Genomic DNA, 18,414 nt, shown 5'->3' on the forward strand with positions numbered 1-18,414 from the left:
TTTGTAATATCTAATTATCGTAAATAGGATAGAGTTATGGCAGGTGGTTGGTCAAGAGATGGTGCTGAGCATGAGCAAATGGATGCAACGGTAAATGATGCATTAGAGCGGGCAAGACGTGCGTTGCCAACTGGCATCAGTGCCGAGACGTGTGATGAATGCGGCAAGCCTATTCCAGAAGCACGGCGGTTAGCAGTGCCTGGTATTCAGCATTGCGTCAGCTGTCAGACAGAACTTGAACAAGAGGCGAGAGCCGCTGAGCTGTTCAACCGGCGCGGTAGCAAAGACAGTCAATTACGTTAAAAAAGAAAAAGGGCAGGCATTGCTATATCGAACAGCAATGTCTGCCCTTTTTTTGTCTATTACTATCAAAACCGCGAAAGAGGACGCCATCCGACATTAGGGTGGCGGTGAATTTCGCATCATTTTTAATGTTTAAATTACATAATATGCGCCTGAATCTGGTAGAATAATTAATTATTATAATACCTTGTAACTTATAAAGAGTGTTAGATGAAAATCAACAAAGCGTATAAATTTAGGCTGGAGCCTAATACGGAGCAGGAGATTATTTTAAATAATCTTGTCGGCTCTGCACGTTTTGTTTGGAATCAAGTGCTGGCAATCTCATTTGAGATGTTTGCTAAAGATGCGTTTATCAATGCCACCAACCTCGTTAATAAAATCATGGATCTAAAAAGCAACCCTGATTTCGAGTTCTTAAAAACCAGCTCAAATGCTGTCTCTTTACAACAAAAAGTACGTGATCTGGCATCGGCTTGGTCGCGTTTTTTTGATCCTAAAGTACATGCCAGGTTAAAAGAAAATAAAAAGAAACCTCGCAAACCTAAGTTCTTTAAATTGGCTGATGGCACAGAGATTCAACGACGACCATTGATGCCACAATTTAAGCGCAAATCAGATGGGCGTGACTCCATTCGCTTGGTTCAGTTTGATAAATACTGTCGTGTTGAAGGCAATCGAGTAAAACTGCCTAATGGCGTGGGCTTGGTGACGTTTAGGAAATCGCAAGACATTATTGGCACGATTAAAAATGTCACCATTAGCAAGAAATTAGGGCACTGGTACGTGTCGTTTGGCACAGAGCGCGAACTGGATGAGAACCCACGTCACCCTGCCACAAGCGCCATTGGTTTGGATATGGGTATCAGTAAACTACTCACCACCTCAAACGGTCAGTACATCAAACCGAAAAACAGCTTTAAAGCCAATCAAATTAAACTTGCCAAATTACAGCGTCAATTAAGCAGAAAGGTTCTGTTTAGCCAAAACTGGAAAAAGCAAAACCGCAAGATTCAAAAGCTACACAGCCACATTGCTAATATTCGCCATGACTACTTGCATAAAATCACCACCCGCATCAGCAAAAACCACGCCATGATTGCTTGTGAGGATTTAAAGGTCGCTAATATGTCGAAATCAGCCAGCGGGTCGGTGGAGAACAAAGGTCGTCATGTCAAAGCCAAGTCAGGATTAAACAAATCAATCCTAGATCAAGGCTGGGGCATGATGGTCGATATGCTTGAGTATAAGCAACACTGGCAAGGCGGCTTACTTATCAAAGTAAATCCACGCTACACCAGCCAAACCTGCTCTGAATGCCAGCATATCGCTGTCGATAACAGACAAACTCAGTCTAAATTTGAGTGCGTCAAATGCATGTATGTTGCGAACGCTGATTTTAATGCAGCTCGTAACATATTAGCGGCAGGACATGCCGTTTTGTCTGCGGAGGGAGGATGCAGTAAAGGTCGCCCGTTGAAACAGAAAACTTGCGACCTTCGTGAGAAAGTCGCCTAAGAGCATCTGCTTTTAGAATCCCCCACTTGAGCTTGGCGAAAGTGGTGGGAGTGTGTCAAATAACCAGTGCCATTAGTTCACGGTCGCAGGTATCCCAATCGATAGAAGGTAGCGTCTTTATAGAAGATAAAAATGCTGTCCTATCTTTTTCTTCTGAGCGGTCGCTTTCTACCGCTGTATCGTTGTCGTTATTAGTTTGCATCCAACTGTAATATAATCTCTAGCCGACTATCAACTTGTGCGCTGACCGTACTGGTGGTTAAGCTGTCAGGGGTAAAATTGATTTGTAGCCAGCCATCAGACGTATGAACCACGCCTTTGATACGTTGCCAGTTCGGTAGTGTTAATAACCAACTCTGTAACTCATCCGCTTTTAATATGTAGTGCGCTGGCAGTCTCCAACCCGCCAACTGTAACTCTTGCTGTTTTTCATGATAACGATAAGGTAGCTCAATATCTGTGCTGGTCTGCGAATCTTTGTTTGTAAAAGCGTCGGATGACAAGGTGGTCGATATCGATAGGGCATTACTCTGCGGTTGCAAGCTAGTAGTCGATTTTTGAGGGTGAACAATATTGACTGTACGTTGTTTCGAGATAACCTGACTGGGCTTGGTTAGCTGAGTTTTCAACTCTGACACGTGATTCTGATAAAAGAATATTGGATGAGTCGTTTGTATCATGAGATATCTGCTCAGATGCTGCCCAAATAATTTTTACCTGTGCATTGAGCTTGGCTATCCATTGTTGCAGTGCTTGCTTTTCGCTATCGCTCAATTGAGCATAACGATTAATGACTAACACATCGGCATCACGGACATGCGCTTGAAAACCGTCATGATGACGATATTTATCTTGTTGCCATTGCACGCCACTCAGTACCGTTATTACTGCCTGCATATTGAGCGCTGTTTGCCAATGCGGTGCACTGAGCTGCATGATAAGCTCACGTGGATGAGCAAGCCCTGTAGGTTCGATGAGCAACCGCTGTGGATGATGCTCACTAAGTAGCCGACTGACGGCAATTTGTAATGGCAGCTGACTGGTACAACAAATACAGCCACCACTGACTTCGCGTATCGCAATATTATCTTGCTCAGGCTTACTATCTTGCGCGCTTGCCAGCAGCGCACCATCAATACCGATACGACCAAACTCATTGATTAGTAATGCCCAGCGCTCATCGGCAGGTTTGATAGCAAGCAGCTGATTAATCACTGTGGTCTTGCCAGCACCCAAAAACCCTGTCACCAAGGTGCAGGGTATGTTTTGAAAAATAATAGTTTTTTCACAGAGACACTCATCATATAGGCCGTATTTGTGAGTAATCAAACACGGCCTATATTAAATGGAAATGATATTAGCGTGTGTCCTCAATTCAATCGATAATCGGAATTTTCGAAATGAGGACACACATAGTCAAAAGTTACTCACTTTTAACGGTTTCTACTTCAGCTTCGTCAGGAACGAATACGTAGCCTACACCCCAAACGGTTTGGATGTAACGCGCTTGTGAAGGGTTGTCTTCAATCAAACGACGCAAACGTGATACCTGTACGTCGATAGAACGCTCCATCGCACCCCATTCACGACCACGCGCAAGGTTCATCAATTTATCACGTGTCAACGGCTCACGTGGATGCTGCACCAGTGCTTTTAGCACCGAAAATTCACCTGTCGTTAAAGTGACAACATTGCCGTCACGTTTAAGCGTACGTGTCGATAAATCAAGCGTCCACGGTCCAAACTCAACCACTTCAAGCTGATGGCTTGGTGCGCCAGGCAGCTCGCGATTTTGACGACGTAATACCGCTTTGATACGAGCCAACAGCTCTTTTGGGTTAAATGGTTTTGGCAGATAATCATCTGCGCCCGCTTCTAGACCAGCGATACGATCGGCATCCCCACCTTTGGCTGTCAGCATAATGATAGGAATGTCGCCATTGTCTTCGCGCAGACGCTTACAGATACTGATGCCGTCTTCGCCTGGTAGCATCAAATCGAGTACCACCAACGAGAAAAGCTCACGCTGCAACAGCTTATCCATTTGACTACCATCATGAGCGGTACGAACGACAAAACCGTCGTCTTCTAGAAAGCGCTGTAATAAAGAACGCAAGCGTGCATCGTCATCAACGACTAAAATTCGTTGAGTTAAGGTATCAGGGCTGTTATTTTCAGACATACAGGCATCCTCTTATAAAAATTATTATTAGTAGAAATTATCGTTAACAGTCAAGGCTAAAGGTTATATAGTCAAAATGATATAAAGACAATACGGTGTCAGGTTCGTTGAGTCTACTATTTATAGTATTTTAACGTGCTGTCCTCATCGCTAAATTATCTTGAATCGACTATACAAAAAAACTGTCTTTATTCAATGAGTGGTCAAAAGTAAAGGTCCGTCTCAATCCATCATAAATTTGAATACTATTGTTCAATGCGTCAGCGCGTACCAATATTTGCGCCTTCGATACTTTAGTGTATAAGATTGCACCACTAATTGCATCACCCATCAGGACAAATGCTGTATGCGTTTGTTTAATAAAGCGACAGAACCTATGATATGAGACGATTTTCGTCATAAAACTAGCGATAAATAACGAAAAGATAAAAGGATTTTTATTCATGCAGCTTTTGCTATAATGCAAAACTACATTTCTCAACGATTGATACGTCTATGAGTAGCACTGATACCTTAACGCCATCTCAAACCTCGACAAATGCACAGGTTTTGGATGCAACCACACACGCGAATATTCACGACAAGCTTGCTCGCGCGCTTGGCATTAAGACTGCTCAAGTCAATGCGTTTGTCAAACTTTACGATGAAGGCGCGACCGTTCCATTTATTGCCCGTTATCGTAAAGAAAAGACGCAGAATCTTGATGATGCGCAATTGCGAGCTCTAGAGAAGTCACTCAATTATGAGCGTGACATGGCAACCCGTCGCCTTAAAATTACTGAGCTGCTGAGCACGCAGGGCAATTTGACTGACGAGCTGCAGACGCGTATCGATAATGCGACGTCGAAACTTGAGCTTGAAGATATTTACTTGCCATACCGCCCGCGTCGCCGCTCTCCTGCCGCCAAGGCACGTGCTGCTGGTCTTGATGTGGCAGCGCAAGCCGTCTTGACGCAAGAAATCACGCCGACCGATGCGCTAGCAGACTATCAAGTACAATCTAGCATTACCGATGATAGTGGTAATGAGATTGAGGTTGATTTTAGCGATATCACCAAGCAATTGGCTGGTGTACAAGCCATCATCGTTGATGAATGGACGCAGGCTTTGGCTTTACTAGACAACTTGCGCAGTGGCTTTGCCAAGACGGCCAGTATCGTATCTGCCGTTGCAAGTGAAGAAAAACGCGAAGTCGGCGAGAAGTTTAAAGATTACTTCGAGCATAGCGAAAGCCTTGCGCGTCTGCCGAATCATCGTTTATTAGCGATGCTACGTGGTCGTCAAGAAAACGTCTTAGGTCTTAAAATCGAAGGCGAAGACGCGCCATTTATCGAAAAAATCATTAAGCATTTTGAGATTGATTCTAAAGCACCTGATGCCCGTCAAGAATTTTTGACAGAAGCTGCTACCAGTTTATGGAAAGACAAATGGCGTCCGCATATCGAGCATCGTTTATTGACTGCAAAACGTCTGACTGCTGAAGCAGATGCGATTGTGTTTGCTAATAATTTACAGCACTTATTAATGTCAGCGCCTGCCGGTCGTAAAGTGATTTTAGGTGTTGATCCTGGCATTCGTCATGGCGTAAAAATGGCCATCGTCGATGCTCAAGGTCACGTCATGTTAGACAGTGAAGACAAGCCTGTCGTCGCCACAGTTTATCCATTTGCCCCTGATAATAAAATGGATGAAGCCAAAAAAGTCATCGATGAATTATTAAGTACTTACAACGTTGATTTGGTGGCTATCGGTAATGGTACAGCGAGCCGCGAAACAGATGCGATGATTAAAGAAATTTTGGCTGCCAACTCTGAGTTACAAGCCAAATCAGTTATCGTCAATGAATCTGGCGCTTCTGTCTATTCAGCTAGTGAGCTTGCCACTGATGAGCTTGGTAACTTAGACGTTTCGGTACGTGGTGCGGTTTCTATTGCCCGTCGCTTGCAAGATCCATTGTCAGAATTGGTCAAGGTTGATCCAAAAGCCATTGGCGTTGGTCAATATCAGCATGATGTCAACCAAACGCAATTGGCAGATAGTCTTGATAAAGTTACGCAAGATAGCGTAAATGCGGTTGGCGTTGATGTAAATACCGCAAGCCCTGCTATCTTGGCACATATCGCTGGTTTGAATAAAAACGTCGCGCAGCAAATCGTGACCTATCGTAAAGAGCATGGTGCTTTTGACAGTCGTGAATCATTGAAAAATGTCCCACGCTTAGGCGCTAAGACCTTTGAGCAAGCAGCAGGCTTCTTGCGTATCCATGGTGGTAGTAATCCCCTTGATGCCACTGGTGTGCATCCAGAAAGCTATGCGCTGGTCGATAGCTTATTGGCACAAACTGGTAAAGCATTGCCAGAAGTCATCGGCAATGACGGCGTACTAAATACGATAGATAGCACTGCACTGGCTGCTAATGATGACAATATTAGTGTAACTGCTATCATCGAGGAGCTAGTCAAACCAGCACGCGACCCACGTCCTGAATTTAAGACTGCTAACTTCCGTGAAGACGTTAACAGTATTAAAGACTTGAGCGAGGGCATGCAGCTTGAAGGCGTAGTGACTAATGTTACAGCCTTTGGTTGCTTCGTTGATGTTGGCGTCCATCAGGACGGTTTGGTACATATCTCTCAGATGGCCAACGACTTCGTTGCAGACCCGATGAATCGCGTCAAGCCGGGCGATATCGTCTCGGTACGTGTCATCTCTATCGATGAAAAACGTGGTCGTATTGGCTTTAGTATGAAGCCAGAATCTGAAAAGCCTGCGCGCCCAGCAGCGAAATCGGCTGAAAGTACTGGTAATGATGAGAAAGTCAGTCGTCCACGTAGCGATCATACAAATAGCAAACGCCCAAACAGTAGCCGTCCAGCGACTGATAAGCGCCCGTCGAAATCTCGCGGTAATCGTCAGGATAAAGACAATGCTAATAACGATCGTAGCAAAGCGCCAAGGGCTGATAAAGCAGAAGCACCTAGCAAAATGGGTACGTTTGGGGCGCTGTTACAGGAAGCTGGCGTGACTAAAACCAAAAAATAGTTAATATCAATAGTGATAAAAAAGGCAGCCATTAGGCTGCCTTTTTTATGGAATGTATCTAAAAATAAAAATTGTTAATGAACACTAATAACTACTCAAAACTTAACTCGCTGAATAACCTCTTCTGCGTGATTTCAGTTAACAGCGGGGTTCATATCGTACTTTATTTCATATTCTATAATTCTTCTGTGGCTTCTTCAGCTTCTTGTAATTCTTCTTGTGTGTCTAACGAGTCTTCTTGCATCGCTTCTTCAGAATCTTGAATCAGCTCTTGCTCGGCAGCCATTGCTTCTTGCTCAGCTTGAAGCTCAGTAGTCATCGGCTGTTGCTCAGCACTGTTGTTAACGCTTGCTCTTGATAATCTGTGTCTCACTAATCTGAAATGGGCTAGACTGATTGTCTGCTGATGCATTATTTGTATTGTCACCTTCCGTCTCAAGTGTGGTGGCGGTAGCCGCTGCTTGCACATCTACTGCCGCAGTATCAGCAGGTGCTGCCATAGCCAAACTTGGGATAGTGAGCGCAGCGCCGATCAGTAGCGATAAAGATAGAGTACTCTTTTTCATTAATCAATTCCTTAATTTACAATCTTATAATGTCAGCTTAAAAAATTTCAAACTTGACGCTTATGTTGCTAACTGCTGTATACAGCAGTTGCATATCACACATTCATTTAGTAATTCAAATCTATATATTAATATATCTAACATTTAATTGATAGACAAAATAAAATCATGATAACCATTAAGAGACTATCATGATGGATTTGGATAAAGAGCTTTATAAGCTGACCTAAATCAGTGATAAAAATCTAAAGGGGAGAATACCAACTAAACAAGCGTTAGTTCAGTAGTCCATAGATTAAAATTCTAACAGACGGATGTTAGCAGGTGACTTTGTGCAACTTGTATGGTTATTGTCAGATAGGAAAATAGCATTGTTTTCTACTTTCTATATCTAATTCTTATAACAATGATGTCTCAATGAATCTTGTTCGTTTATATTTCATTAGAGTCTTATTCAATAACGATATACTTGCCAGTGTTTGGATCAACGACGCGTTGTTGAGTGCTGCTACTAGGAACACGAATGACTGGGAAGGTTTGGTTGATTTCAGTATTGTCGATGACATCCGCATCTGCTTCTTCACCAACGATTACAGTACGGTTAGCCTCGTCTTCGATAGCAATGGCTGTACCTGATGCTGTGTTAACTCGCTTGATTTGATCTTTCGGTACGATGATGACTTCTTTGACACTATATTTAGTAGGGCGGATAACACGTGTGGTTTCAACGATGACAGGCTCTACACGGCGATCTTCGATAATCGCGAGTTGTGCTTCTGGTGCTTCAGCTTCTTTTGTTTCGCTCATAATAGGCGTTGGAAACTTGGCACCGAAGTGGTTATCGCACTGCTGCATGCTTAAACGTACTGGATTGCCAGCCTTATCCATATAGACGTTGACAGGCATATCAGCGGCGATAGGGACGTATTTCCCAACCAATGCACCCGAAACACCATAGCGACCATTTGACTGCCCAACCCCTAAATCACAAGCACCTGCTGAGTAATCACTGGCTGTTAAGTTGTTTGCATTGACCACTGTTTGAGGAATCATTACTTCAGACAAGCGCATTTTTTTGACAGTCGCTTCACCTGCTTGGCGCTTTGGGTTTTGATAAGTATAAGGGGTATAAAATTTGGCCGAACCATCTTTGACAGCGGTGACACACTCCTCATAACTGTCATAGCCAACATTGCCGTGGCTATCGGTAGTCATAGCGGCGTTAGCAGAGCTTGCAAACATAGCAAGACTGGATGTTATCACAGCAGCGGTTAATATTCATTTTCATTGTATTTCCTTTTAATTAGATTGAGGTCTATTGATTTATTCCAAATTTATGATAAATAAGTAAAACTTAATTTTATTAATATGATTTTTATTGCACTAGAAAATTACTCTGACGCGCTTAAAGCCTAAATGAAATTTTAATGAGCCAATTATTCCTCTCAAAGTTGCTATGCAATATGTGTTGAAACATATGGGGTAAAAAATTGCCTAGCCTTTTTTATCCTACGTCATTCACTGCAATATGGCTGTGACATTACTCTAGAAATGTGTAGCTTAATGTATTAAAAAGGCAAGAAGTGCCAATATTTACCAAAGAATCACGTTATATTATTTATTAACAATCGCTCAAAAGATTGCACTCTGAATAATGAGAAAAAATAGGCAATAAAAAACCGTATCTCGTTGCTAAGATACGGTCATTAATTAGATATTAAGAAGTAGATTGCTTAGATTTATAAATGGGCAATCTTACGAATCGACAACTTCTAAGACCCGCATGCTCTTCTAAACGTGCTAGTAGATGATTACCCATGGCAGAGGCTGGCGTCCAAAAACCACCAGCAATTTCTTCTTTGCTGATATCTTGTGCTAAGCATAACGCTGCTTGCGCTAGCATACGCGAGGTACTGCCATAACCTGGATCTTTATCACCCGTTACTTTTGTATAGATGGTGTCTTTATTAGCCGTTTCCCCAAAGAGGCGAATGTCAAAGTAGCCGTTTGCTTGCTCTTCTGCAGACGGACCAGAACCTGACTTGGGTAGCACGTGCTTAGCTAATAATTCACGGCTCGGTTTGACCATCATAGCAGTGGCAAATCCAAACAGGCCTGCGCTCATTGCATAGCTTGATAATTGACCTTTTACACCATCTTGCATCCACATTGCTTCGTCATATTTAAAGTCACGACCATATTCATAGCCAAGCAATTGGTTGGTGCGATGAACGATACGGGTATTGATGCTAGCCATCACAAAAGGCGCAAGCCAGCGTTTGTGCTCACTATCGTATTCTGGCTTACTGACATTAGCTTGGCGCACGTTTGGCGCATCTTTGTCATCATTGAGCAGATAAGGATTTGCTACCTGCTTACGACGTGACTTGTCCTTTCCAACTTCTTCAAAAATAGTCGCCATCGAGGCAATGGTGCCACCTGATAGACCGCCTTTCGCCGCTTTGACACGCATATGAATCACATCACAAGCGCGACCAAATTTCTCTTCTGCTTGGGTTTGAGTAAAGTAGACGCCCAAATCCGATGGAATCGAATCAAAGCCACACGAGTTGACAATACGAGCGCCGCTTTGCTTTGCCGCGTCCTGATACTTGTCCATCATATCTTTGATAAAGATAGCTTCACCAGTGAGGTCGACATAATCTGTCCCATGAGTGGTACAAGATTTGATCAGCAGCTCACCGTATTTGAGATAAGGACCGACGGTTGAAATGATGACTTGGGTTTGTTTGGTCATCTCATCAAGGCTGTCCGCATCGTCACTATTAGCAAGAATAATATCGACAGTGCTGCCAAGTTTAGATTGCAATTCGTTCAGTTTTGCTTCATCACGCCCAGCAATCGCCCACGTGACATCGGCGCCATCTTTGTCTTTATTAGATAAAAACTCTGTTAAATAGTGTGCTGTAATTTGACCAACAAAGCTAGTCGCACCATATAAGATGACCGCGTAAGGACGCTTTCCATCGCTGCGCTGTTGTGTATTGTTTGAGGTATCCGTATTGGTATTGGTATCCATATTTATTATCCTTAATAGCTATTTTGATGAGTCGTGTGACGTTTAAAATTTGTTGCCATTTAACAGTCGAGTTTGAGGTCTGATTTTTTGATAGCAATCAGGTTAACTATATATAAAAGTCATGAGTCATGGGTCAGACTTATATCTGCCTGAAAAAGATATATTAAAGTATTTTTGACCAGTAAAAATGACTTGTAAGTTACTGTTTATAGCAGATTATATGATGAAAATGTTGATGGCTAAGTGATAACTAACCATCTGTACACATAACTCCCATAAAGGGATAAAAAAAAGGTTCGATGTTAAGATTTGCTACAAAGGTTACATAACCTACCGATATCATTACCAAAATGAACGTTTTCTAAAGATAAATATTGCTAATCTATGGTCGTAAGCTATTAATGGTTAAAAAATTAATAAATATTAAAAAAACAAAAAGTAAAGAAAAAGGAGTTTTAGAGAGAGCAAGGCAGTCATTAATAATAGTAATTATTTATTAATAATTGTCCATTGCATCAATCTAAATATAGTCAATTCCACCTAAAAGTGTTATAAACTAATTATCAAACCCAATTGTTATTATAAAGACCATGACTTACTCACTAGATTTTCGCAAACAGGTACTAAAAGCTTAGACGAGGGTATGACCTTTGCCGAGGCGGCTGAGTTTTATAATCTGAGCCCAACCACCATACAGAACTGGAAGCGGCGTGTTCATAGTAAAACAACCAGGCAAACCAAGCCCTATAAAATACCAGATGACGTGCTACTTAATGATGTCAAAGAGTATCCCGATGATTACCAGTATGAGCGAGCTCGTCGCTTAAACTGTAGTAAAACAGGCATTTATCATGCCCTAAAGCGCCTAGGCATCAGTCAAAAAAAAGACCTTAGAACACCCAAAAGCCTGTCCGATCAAAAGAGCGATATATCAGAGTAAGCTTAATAGCTTTAGGCAGCAAGGCTATCCCATCGTTTATATGGATGAAAGTGGCTTTGAGTCTGAGACCATTCGCTCTCATGGTTATGCACCGATTGGTAAGCCTTGTATCGATAGCTACAACTGGCAAGGTAAAAAGCGAACCAACGTTATCGGCGCTCTGTATAACAAGATGCTGTTTGCACTAGATTACTTTAAGCACAACATTAACAGCAGCATATTCTACGAATGGTGCAAACAAACCCTAATCCCAAGTCTTAAAACAAATGCGTGATTGTGATGGATAATGCCAGATTTCATAAGAAGCGTATTCAAAAGCTACTGAACAGGCATGGTCATCGTATTCTATGGCTGCCACCGTACAGCCCTGATTTGAACCCTATTGAAAAGAAATGGGCACAAGTAAAGTTTCTACGCCAAGGCTGGTTGGAAAACGACTTATCCAAGTTGTTTTATGATGTTTGTCCTAACCATAACAATTTTGTTTTGAACTGACTATCTGGTTTTCTAATAATAATTTTTAAGGAGAAGGTTATGTTTCGCTGGGCTATTATTTTTGCCGTGATCGCATTGTTAGCAAGTTTATTGGGTTTTTGGCGGTGTTGCAGGATTGTCTGCTAATTTGGCATATATTCTTAGCAGTCGCGTCATTTATTTATTGTGCATTTGTAAGCCGCAAGATGTAATTAATAACTGTAGATTGTTAAATAAAAAAGTCCTCAATTGAGGACTTTTTTTTGGTATTTAAGAATGTATTTACTAATAAAGGATTTTTATAACACTATAAAACAAACACAGCCACTATAAACGTTTCGGCGGACTATGTGTTCCATCCGTTTCGCCAGACGAATATCATGGCTGGTAATACCGCCGGTATCGCCAGTAGTCAAGCGCACCTCTACCACGTTAACGTGTTGCGCCATTCGGGATGATGCTCGAGCGCTTCGGCATGGAACGCTGCTTGATTCATAAAGCTTATGGCTTCGATGAAATCGCTAAAGTGATATGTTTTTACGATAGCATTGCCCTCGCGCTGCCAACCGGGCAATTCTTCCAGCTGCAAATTTACTTGCTTATCAGATAAACTACTCATATTAATCACCTTTATTATTATGTTGGTTTGTTAAAAAACTAGGCACTACATGTATCTGTCAAAGCTATTTTATGAAATATCAATCCTCTTTTTCAGTTGTATCATTGAGGCTATTACATCACTGTAAAGACCTTTTGTTCTATCGGCACTATAGGTCAGAAAACCCCCTATATTTGCTATCTTGCCATATTCGACGAAGAACATACAGAGGCAGATAGCACAATAATAGGAGGTAGTAGCGTATAACGTTCCATTTTTATTGGCCAAGAACCATAGTAAATGCTTAAAACATTTCTAAAGAAATTATGACGCTTATTAGCATACTGCATTTTCTATGGCTCATCGCTAAAGAGTGGACTATAGCAAGTCTTGGTAATCAGGATGTTTTGCTGATATATGACGAGACAATGAGCACTGTGGTACCACTTTTTATTTTGTCCACAGCATAGTTGAGGGCATGCTTAACCAATGCTGAGCCAATGCCGCGCCCGCCTAGCGCCTGAGGTACGATAGTGTGATCATAAACTAATTTCGTCACGCTCTTGATAGCTTATAGCCAGTATGACCGTCAATAGAGGTCTCAAAGCGTTTACCCTGTTCATCATGGGTGATGGTTAGGTTTTGTTCAGGTTTTGATTTTTCATGGATATTCTCCGTTATTATTGATTATCATTAAAATTATTGGTTTTTTTTAGTATGGATCAAGCGTATTTTAAATGAAGAGAGCTTGAATGACCAAATATATTATTCACTAAAGTTATCCTTTCGATTCACATTATAGTTCTTTACCGTAAGTCGATAGAGTAATGTTAAGACTAAGGCGGGTCGACCAGTGGTCTCCATAGAGCTGCACATCAAGCAAAATAAGGCTTGGCGCATGACAGGGGGAAGATACTTACCCAATCCACGTATAGCGGGCAGCTCTTTTGGTCTTCTGCTACGGCATGATTTGTTTCAGCGATTGACGTATTTTGTGAGTGTAAATAAGACTGCCAGCTCAGCATTGGCTTGCTAAGTGGCGGATACGTCCCAGCATTTGCCGGAATTGTGTACCAAAGCGCCCAGTATTATAGGGTAGATTGTACTTGCGACATATCGCCTGTAATTGTGGTGCGATACGAGCATAGTGACTGGCTGGCATATCAGGGAAAATATGGTGCTCGATTTGATGCGATAAATTACCCGTCAAAATGTGAAACAGCACTGCCCTGAATATTGCTGGAGCCAAGAATTTGACGCACATACCAGTCGCCTTTAGACTCATCGGCATCGAGATGGGTATAGATATAGGCTTGTTCGGTAAAGTGTCCACAGAATATCACCGCCCATGTCCATAGGTTACGAACGATATTGGCAGTAACATTACCGCTCAGTGTGGTCATAGCACTACTTCGACCTAATGTCAGCCCTGCTAACGTGGGTAGTACAATATGATCTTTGCCCACTTGCCGGGCGATTTTGGCAAATAATGCGCGAGATTTCTGTTGCATGGTTTGGTGTCGATCAGGGGAGTCCGCGTATTCGTCGACACTGATTTGAATATCATGAAAGGCGACCGCCCACTCAAAACCTAAAGCCAATATCGCTGTTTTAGACATATTATGGCGATCGCTTGGCGTCCAAGGTTGCTCATCAGTCACGCGAATTAAGTGATAGCCAACATCATGGTCACGACCAACGATATTGGTAAAAGTATATGCAAGTAATTATGAGAGTGTTGCCACAATGGGGCAGGACAGACAATGTCCCAATCAAACTTTTGGCTATTGAGATACGGGTGCTGCATCCAGTCATACTGACCATGCATAACATTGTGCCCAAGCTCCATATTATTTAGAATTTTGCTGAGACTCAGTAGTGAGGTGCCCAATAACCAAGTCGCGACTATTTTACGTTTTGACTGCATGCATCCAGCCGCTGCTAGTAAGCCACGCGCTGTCATTTCACTATAGACTACTGCGGCATACACTCGTTTAATGTATCGTGCGTCATCATTACCTAACGAATCCATCACGCTTCGGTAAAGCACATTTAAATGAGGGCATCAGATTGCGCCTTCGGTAAGGGCGCTCCTGTCAACGTTGTGTAGCGAGTCACTGCTTTGCTTTCTGCTGTTTTGCATCAGTTAGTGTGGTCAAAACTGGTACAGCAGATTGTGCCGTAGTGACGGGTGGTAGCAAGCGCATAGATAATCCTTAACCGAATGGTACGGAGAGTCGGTACTGGGTTCGGTTCAATAAGTTGTTTAAGTTTTTTACCGTAGGCTATAAGGTAACAGCAGGCTGTGTTTCTATCTTATAAGCCGTTATGAGCATTTATTTTTATCACCGTGTTGCTAAATACCAGCACCACATCAGTCATGGCAATGTTGATGCAGTTTGAATAGATTCATAACCATCACTGCTCATTTTTCCTGTGTGAAATTTTTGACCATACCGCTGACTTTATGCAGCGACACAACTGGCAGATACCTTGTCTACAACCATGTGCTAAGCGAATTCCTGCGTCCTCTGCGGCATTCAATAGGCTACTGTCAAACTGCCGTTGCCTCGCCCGTAAATAAACAGTGTGTTGTACCGCGTTTTTTTCTATCGAGGTTTGTTATCAAAATCGAAATCAGGCAACGCATGACCAAAGTTTTCTACAATGATATTATCGCGCAGGTTTTTATTGTGCGGTAAGGTTACCTTCGCCGCTGCTTTATATAAGCCAGTCAACAGAGCCTGTGACCCCATGATGCAAATATTTGCGTATCTGCCAGCGGTAGGTTTAATACCAACAAACTGTCTACGCTCAAGTGTCGCTTGCCAGCCCAAATAAGTATCAGATTTCTCGGTATTGACCAGAATAGGCGAAAGCTAGATACGCTGTGCTCAGTTGTTGCCATTGGTTTTGAACGCGAGCATTTCAGTGCGACTGTAATATAGCAACGTCACCTGATGTCCGTTGTCCAGTGCTTGCGTGATGAGTCCTAACATGGGCGTAATACCGCTGCCACCCCGATAAATAGTAAAGAATCAGGTTTTTCGGCAGCTGATGTTGTCTGTACCTTTATAGATGATTGTGCCAAAGTGAAAGAGCCACTGGGGACACTACTGTTGATGACACTGCCAAGTGCCATATGTTTGGTTAAATAATTCGAAACTAAGCCTTGGCTTAATAGCAATGGTAATCGCAAGATAAGGTGGTTGCTTTTTGCTATCGCCACTATTAATACTGTTGCCAGTAGTAACGTCGTGCCACCAGAGCGGTTGATGCGCCAAACCTAATGAATAGCTGCGCTGATGATACACACCTTCAATAAGAACGCTTAAGTTAAGGTGTTGCCCACCCTGCCAACCACGTTGCGAACCCACTAATTGCCGTCGAAAAGCATGATTGATCTCAAATCTGAGCGCTATTAAGTCATCGCTAAGGGTATACCGCGCAACAAGGCGCAGCTTTGGGACAGTGAAAGACCAAAACGGCTGTAAGTGTGATCCAATAAAATCGATAAATGCATGTTGAATCATTTCAGGGCGATAGCCGTTGGTCATATTGTCAGTACCTTTATTAATACTATTAAAATGATTGACAGCATAAATAGTGTGTTCACCTGTGCGCCAATTTAGCGGATATCACTTAGGTCAGGTTGATTGAATTTGTTAAGATATCCTAACATGCTAACGGCTATGATTAAATTTGCGAAAGTTTTGATGCTATTTTTTGTGGTCTTTATAAAACAGTTATAAGTCAGAATGTTAAGCGAAACGGTTAGATAGTAGGTTTCGTTACCGCTTTTAGCTAGAAAGCTGAGCACTCTGTGACAAAAGCCGTAAAATCGTTAAAACAATCTGTTGGCTTGCAGGGTATGCGCCACAATGCGATAATGGCTTATAATTTGTAACCCTGATTTTGAGGTGCAGCACGCTTGGCATCATTGCTAAGTATGATTTGCTCGCCTCTTTTATGCAGTCTATCGGAGTGTTAATGGCTCAATATATTTACACGATGAACAACGTGTCAAAACTTGTTCCGCCTAAGCGTGAAATCTTAAAGAACATAAACCTATCGTTCTTCCCAGGTGCCAAAATCGGTGTCCTAGGTATTAACGGTTCAGGTAAATCAACCTTGCTACGCATTATGGCGGGCGTGGATACTGAATTTAGTGGTGAAGCGCGCGCGCAGACAGGTACCAAGATCGGTTATCTGCCGCAGGAACCACAGCTTGATGACAGCAAAGACGTGCGTGGTAACGTCGAAGACGGTATGCGTGAAGCCTTAGATGCGCTCGCACGTTTAGATGCCATTTACGCAGAATACGCTGAACCCGATGCTGACTTTGATAAGCTTGCTGAAGAACAAGGCAAGATGGAAGACATCATTCAAGCGTGGGATGCCCATAACTTAAATACCCAGCTCGAAAAAGCGGCTGATGCCCTACGTCTGCCACCTTGGGATGCGGATGTTAGTAAGCTGTCTGGTGGTGAAAAACGCCGTGTGGCACTATGTCGTTTGCTATTGTCACGCCCTGACATGCTGTTACTTGACGAACCAACCAACCATTTGGACGCTGAGTCCGTAGCATGGTTAGAGCAGTTCTTGCAGAACTACAGCGGTACAATCGTTGCCATTACCCATGATAGATATTTCCTAGACAACGTCGCTCAGTGGATTTTGGAGCTAGATCGTGGCCATGGTTATCCGTATGAAGGCAACTATACTGAGTGGCTCGAGCAAAAGAACACGCGTTTAGAGCAGCAGAACAAGCAAGAAGAGTCATTGCTAAAGCATTGAAAAAAGAGCTGGATTGGATTCGTAAAAACCAGAAAGGCCAACAAGCCAAGTCTAAATCTCGTGTACAGCGCTTTGAAGAGTTGAACTCAACAGAGTTCCAGCAGCGCAATGAGACAGCTGAAATTTATATTCCACCGGGTCCTCGTTTGGGTAATAAAGTCATTGAAGTGAATAACATCTCCAAATCATTTGGTGATCGTCTGCTTTATGAAAACCTAAGCTTTAACGTGCCAGCTGGTGCTATTGTCGGTATCATCGGTCCAAACGGTGCGGGTAAAACCACGCTATTTAATATGATTACCGAACGTGATACGCCAGATACGGGTTCAGTCGATTTGGGCGAAAGTGTTAAAGTTGCCTATGTTGGTCAGGTACGTGACAACTTAGATGACAGCAAAACCGTTTGGGAAGAAGTGTCTGACGGTCTTGATATTATTACGGTTGGCGATTACACCACGCCAAGTCGTGCTTATATCGGTCGCTTTAACTTCAAAGGCTCAGATCAGCAAAAGCACGTCGGTCAATTGTCTGGCGGTGAGCGTAACCGCTTACAGCTAGCGAAGACATTGAAGCAGGGCGCGAACGTATTGCTCCTTGATGAACCGTCAAACGATTTGGATATTGAAACCTTACGTGCGCTAGAAGATGCGATTCAGGTCTTCCCAGGTACGGTAATGGTCGTCTCGCATGATCGCTGGTTCCTTGACCGTATCGCGACTCATATCTTGGCGTTCGAAGATGAAGGTCCAGTTTGGTTCGATGGTAACTATTCTGAGTTTGAAACGTATCGCAAAAAGACGATGGGTGATGCTGCCACTCCTAAGCGTATGAAATATAAAAAGATTTCGACTTAGGGTTGTTTAAAAGGTAGTTACTTAAAAGATAGTTGTTAAAAAAAACAGCTACTTAGAAATTTCAAATTTAAAGATAAAAAAAGGCCTCTAATCAATTAGA

The 18,414-nt window shown here is 42.6% G+C and carries 21 protein-coding genes and 3 pseudogenes; 8 read left to right on the top strand and 16 right to left on the bottom strand.

The window, feature by feature from the left end; all coding sequences use genetic code 11:
* Positions 1 to 36 precede the first annotated feature (36 nt).
* Complete coding sequence (locus tag G7Y90_RS04585) at positions 37 to 303, top strand: DksA/TraR family C4-type zinc finger protein (protein WP_087813872.1); 267 nt, start codon at positions 37 to 39, stop codon at positions 301 to 303.
* Between the two features lie 210 nt (positions 304 to 513).
* Positions 514 to 1,821: an RNA-guided endonuclease InsQ/TnpB family protein gene (locus tag G7Y90_RS04590; RefSeq protein ID WP_087813871.1), complete on the top strand. Its 1,308-nt coding sequence runs from the start codon at positions 514 to 516 to the stop codon at positions 1,819 to 1,821.
* Between the two features lie 55 nt (positions 1,822 to 1,876).
* Here the strand turns inward: G7Y90_RS04590 and G7Y90_RS04595 are convergent, their stop codons facing one another.
* From G7Y90_RS04595 to ompR, 4 genes are all read right to left on the bottom strand, one after another.
* The gene (locus G7Y90_RS04595; RefSeq protein ID WP_250163511.1) at positions 1,877 to 2,023 is read right to left on the bottom strand and encodes a hypothetical protein; all 147 of its coding nucleotides are present in this window, start codon (positions 2,021 to 2,023) and stop codon (positions 1,877 to 1,879) included.
* Complete coding sequence (locus G7Y90_RS04600) at positions 2,013 to 2,363, bottom strand: hypothetical protein (protein WP_250163512.1); 351 nt, start codon at positions 2,361 to 2,363, stop codon at positions 2,013 to 2,015. The genes G7Y90_RS04595 and G7Y90_RS04600 overlap by 11 nt, the downstream gene beginning before the upstream one ends.
* A 1-nt stretch (position 2,364) precedes the next feature.
* Entirely contained in the window at positions 2,365 to 3,150 is a 786-nt protein-coding gene (locus tag G7Y90_RS04605; RefSeq protein ID WP_250163513.1) for a CobW family GTP-binding protein, read from the bottom strand.
* A 94-nt stretch (positions 3,151 to 3,244) separates the two neighbouring features.
* Positions 3,245 to 4,003, bottom strand: coding sequence for an osmolarity response regulator transcription factor OmpR (gene ompR / locus G7Y90_RS04610; protein WP_055123637.1), 759 nt, complete (start codon positions 4,001 to 4,003; stop codon positions 3,245 to 3,247).
* Between the two features lie 495 nt (positions 4,004 to 4,498).
* Here ompR and G7Y90_RS04615 point away from each other — a divergent pair, with 495 nt between their 5' ends.
* Positions 4,499 to 7,045, top strand: a complete 2,547-nt coding sequence (locus G7Y90_RS04615) for a helix-hairpin-helix domain-containing protein (RefSeq protein WP_250163514.1) — start codon at positions 4,499 to 4,501, stop codon at positions 7,043 to 7,045.
* A 175-nt stretch (positions 7,046 to 7,220) separates the two neighbouring features.
* Here the strand turns inward: G7Y90_RS04615 and G7Y90_RS04620 are convergent, their stop codons facing one another.
* The 4 genes from G7Y90_RS04620 to G7Y90_RS04635 form a co-directional block, all read right to left on the bottom strand.
* Positions 7,221 to 7,364 (bottom strand): hypothetical protein, encoded by a 144-nt coding sequence (locus tag G7Y90_RS04620; RefSeq protein WP_250163515.1) that lies wholly within the window; start codon positions 7,362 to 7,364, stop codon positions 7,221 to 7,223.
* A gap of 22 nt (positions 7,365 to 7,386) precedes the next feature.
* On the bottom strand, positions 7,387 to 7,611 hold the full coding sequence (locus G7Y90_RS04625) for a hypothetical protein (RefSeq protein WP_250163516.1): 225 nt from the start codon (positions 7,609 to 7,611) through the stop codon (positions 7,387 to 7,389).
* Between the two features lie 450 nt (positions 7,612 to 8,061).
* On the bottom strand, positions 8,062 to 8,853 hold the full coding sequence (locus G7Y90_RS04630; protein ID WP_250163517.1) for a hypothetical protein: 792 nt from the start codon (positions 8,851 to 8,853) through the stop codon (positions 8,062 to 8,064).
* A gap of 475 nt (positions 8,854 to 9,328) precedes the next feature.
* Entirely contained in the window at positions 9,329 to 10,651 is a 1,323-nt protein-coding gene (locus tag G7Y90_RS04635; protein ID WP_250163518.1) for a saccharopine dehydrogenase family protein, read from the bottom strand.
* Between the two features lie 643 nt (positions 10,652 to 11,294).
* On the opposite strand from G7Y90_RS04635, the gene G7Y90_RS04640 reads away from it, so the two are divergent.
* The 4 genes and pseudogenes from G7Y90_RS04640 (at position 11,295) to G7Y90_RS04650 (ending at position 12,277) form a co-directional block, all read left to right on the top strand.
* Positions 11,295 to 11,591: an IS630 transposase-related protein gene (locus G7Y90_RS04640; RefSeq protein WP_349773400.1), complete on the top strand. Its 297-nt coding sequence runs from the start codon at positions 11,295 to 11,297 to the stop codon at positions 11,589 to 11,591.
* Positions 11,592 to 11,631: 40 nt separating this feature from the next.
* A complete protein-coding gene (locus G7Y90_RS17725; protein ID WP_284143830.1) occupies positions 11,632 to 11,865 on the top strand; it encodes a transposase in 234 nt (77 codons plus the stop codon).
* A gap of 5 nt (positions 11,866 to 11,870) precedes the next feature.
* Positions 11,871 to 12,086, top strand: coding sequence for a transposase (locus G7Y90_RS17730; protein ID WP_284143831.1), 216 nt, complete (start codon positions 11,871 to 11,873; stop codon positions 12,084 to 12,086).
* 39 nt (positions 12,087 to 12,125) lie between these two features.
* A pseudogene (locus G7Y90_RS04650) lies at positions 12,126 to 12,277 on the top strand (DUF1328 domain-containing protein).
* 87 nt (positions 12,278 to 12,364) lie between these two features.
* On the opposite strand, the pseudogene G7Y90_RS04655 reads toward G7Y90_RS04650, so the two are convergent.
* From G7Y90_RS04655 to G7Y90_RS04690, 8 genes and pseudogenes are all read right to left on the bottom strand, one after another.
* Positions 12,365 to 12,684, bottom strand: a pseudogene (locus tag G7Y90_RS04655) (4a-hydroxytetrahydrobiopterin dehydratase).
* A gap of 376 nt (positions 12,685 to 13,060) precedes the next feature.
* The gene (locus G7Y90_RS04660; protein WP_250163519.1) at positions 13,061 to 13,222 is read right to left on the bottom strand and encodes an N-acetyltransferase; all 162 of its coding nucleotides are present in this window, start codon (positions 13,220 to 13,222) and stop codon (positions 13,061 to 13,063) included.
* Between the two features lie 459 nt (positions 13,223 to 13,681).
* A complete protein-coding gene (locus tag G7Y90_RS04665; protein ID WP_250163520.1) occupies positions 13,682 to 13,888 on the bottom strand; it encodes a fatty acid desaturase in 207 nt (68 codons plus the stop codon).
* Positions 13,863 to 14,324, bottom strand: a complete 462-nt coding sequence (locus G7Y90_RS04670; RefSeq protein WP_250163521.1) for a hypothetical protein — start codon at positions 14,322 to 14,324, stop codon at positions 13,863 to 13,865. The genes G7Y90_RS04665 and G7Y90_RS04670 overlap by 26 nt, the downstream gene beginning before the upstream one ends.
* 5 nt (positions 14,325 to 14,329) lie before the next feature.
* Positions 14,330 to 14,698, bottom strand: coding sequence for a fatty acid desaturase family protein (locus G7Y90_RS04675; protein ID WP_250163522.1), 369 nt, complete (start codon positions 14,696 to 14,698; stop codon positions 14,330 to 14,332).
* 383 nt (positions 14,699 to 15,081) lie between these two features.
* Positions 15,082 to 15,207, bottom strand: coding sequence for a 2Fe-2S iron-sulfur cluster-binding protein (locus G7Y90_RS18860; RefSeq protein WP_250163523.1), 126 nt, complete (start codon positions 15,205 to 15,207; stop codon positions 15,082 to 15,084).
* Between the two features lie 65 nt (positions 15,208 to 15,272).
* Complete coding sequence (locus G7Y90_RS04685; protein ID WP_250163524.1) at positions 15,273 to 15,500, bottom strand: hypothetical protein; 228 nt, start codon at positions 15,498 to 15,500, stop codon at positions 15,273 to 15,275.
* A 276-nt stretch (positions 15,501 to 15,776) separates the two neighbouring features.
* Positions 15,777 to 16,220, bottom strand: coding sequence for a ferredoxin reductase domain-containing protein (locus G7Y90_RS04690; RefSeq protein ID WP_250163525.1), 444 nt, complete (start codon positions 16,218 to 16,220; stop codon positions 15,777 to 15,779).
* Positions 16,221 to 16,653: 433 nt separating this feature from the next.
* Here G7Y90_RS04690 and ettA point away from each other — a divergent pair.
* Positions 16,654 to 18,314: pseudogene (gene ettA, locus G7Y90_RS04695) on the top strand (energy-dependent translational throttle protein EttA).
* Positions 18,315 to 18,414: the final 100 nt, after the last annotated feature.

This window comes from Psychrobacter sp. WY6 (genome assembly GCF_018448495.1).
Taxonomy (GTDB): domain Bacteria; phylum Pseudomonadota; class Gammaproteobacteria; order Pseudomonadales; family Moraxellaceae; genus Psychrobacter.

Coding starts and splice junctions, on each gene's coding strand:
- G7Y90_RS04585 (WP_087813872.1), top strand. CDS start 37: ATGGCAGGTGGTTGGTCAAGAGATGGTGCTGAGCATGAGCAAATGGAT.
- G7Y90_RS04590 (WP_087813871.1), top strand. CDS start 514: ATGAAAATCAACAAAGCGTATAAATTTAGGCTGGAGCCTAATACGGAG.
- G7Y90_RS04595 (WP_250163511.1), bottom strand. CDS start 2,023: ATGCAAACTAATAACGACAACGATACAGCGGTAGAAAGCGACCGCTCA.
- ompR (WP_055123637.1), bottom strand. CDS start 4,003: ATGTCTGAAAATAACAGCCCTGATACCTTAACTCAACGAATTTTAGTC.
- G7Y90_RS04615 (WP_250163514.1), top strand. CDS start 4,499: ATGAGTAGCACTGATACCTTAACGCCATCTCAAACCTCGACAAATGCA.
- G7Y90_RS04620 (WP_250163515.1), bottom strand. CDS start 7,364: ATGACTACTGAGCTTCAAGCTGAGCAAGAAGCAATGGCTGCCGAGCAA.
- G7Y90_RS04625 (WP_250163516.1), bottom strand. CDS start 7,611: ATGAAAAAGAGTACTCTATCTTTATCGCTACTGATCGGCGCTGCGCTC.
- G7Y90_RS04630 (WP_250163517.1), bottom strand. CDS start 8,853: ATGTTTGCAAGCTCTGCTAACGCCGCTATGACTACCGATAGCCACGGC.
- G7Y90_RS04635 (WP_250163518.1), bottom strand. CDS start 10,651: ATGGATACCAATACCAATACGGATACCTCAAACAATACACAACAGCGC.
- G7Y90_RS04640 (WP_349773400.1), top strand. CDS start 11,295: ATGACCTTTGCCGAGGCGGCTGAGTTTTATAATCTGAGCCCAACCACC.
- G7Y90_RS17725 (WP_284143830.1), top strand. CDS start 11,632: ATGGATGAAAGTGGCTTTGAGTCTGAGACCATTCGCTCTCATGGTTAT.
- G7Y90_RS17730 (WP_284143831.1), top strand. CDS start 11,871: ATGGATAATGCCAGATTTCATAAGAAGCGTATTCAAAAGCTACTGAAC.
- G7Y90_RS04690 (WP_250163525.1), bottom strand. CDS start 16,220: ATGACCAACGGCTATCGCCCTGAAATGATTCAACATGCATTTATCGAT.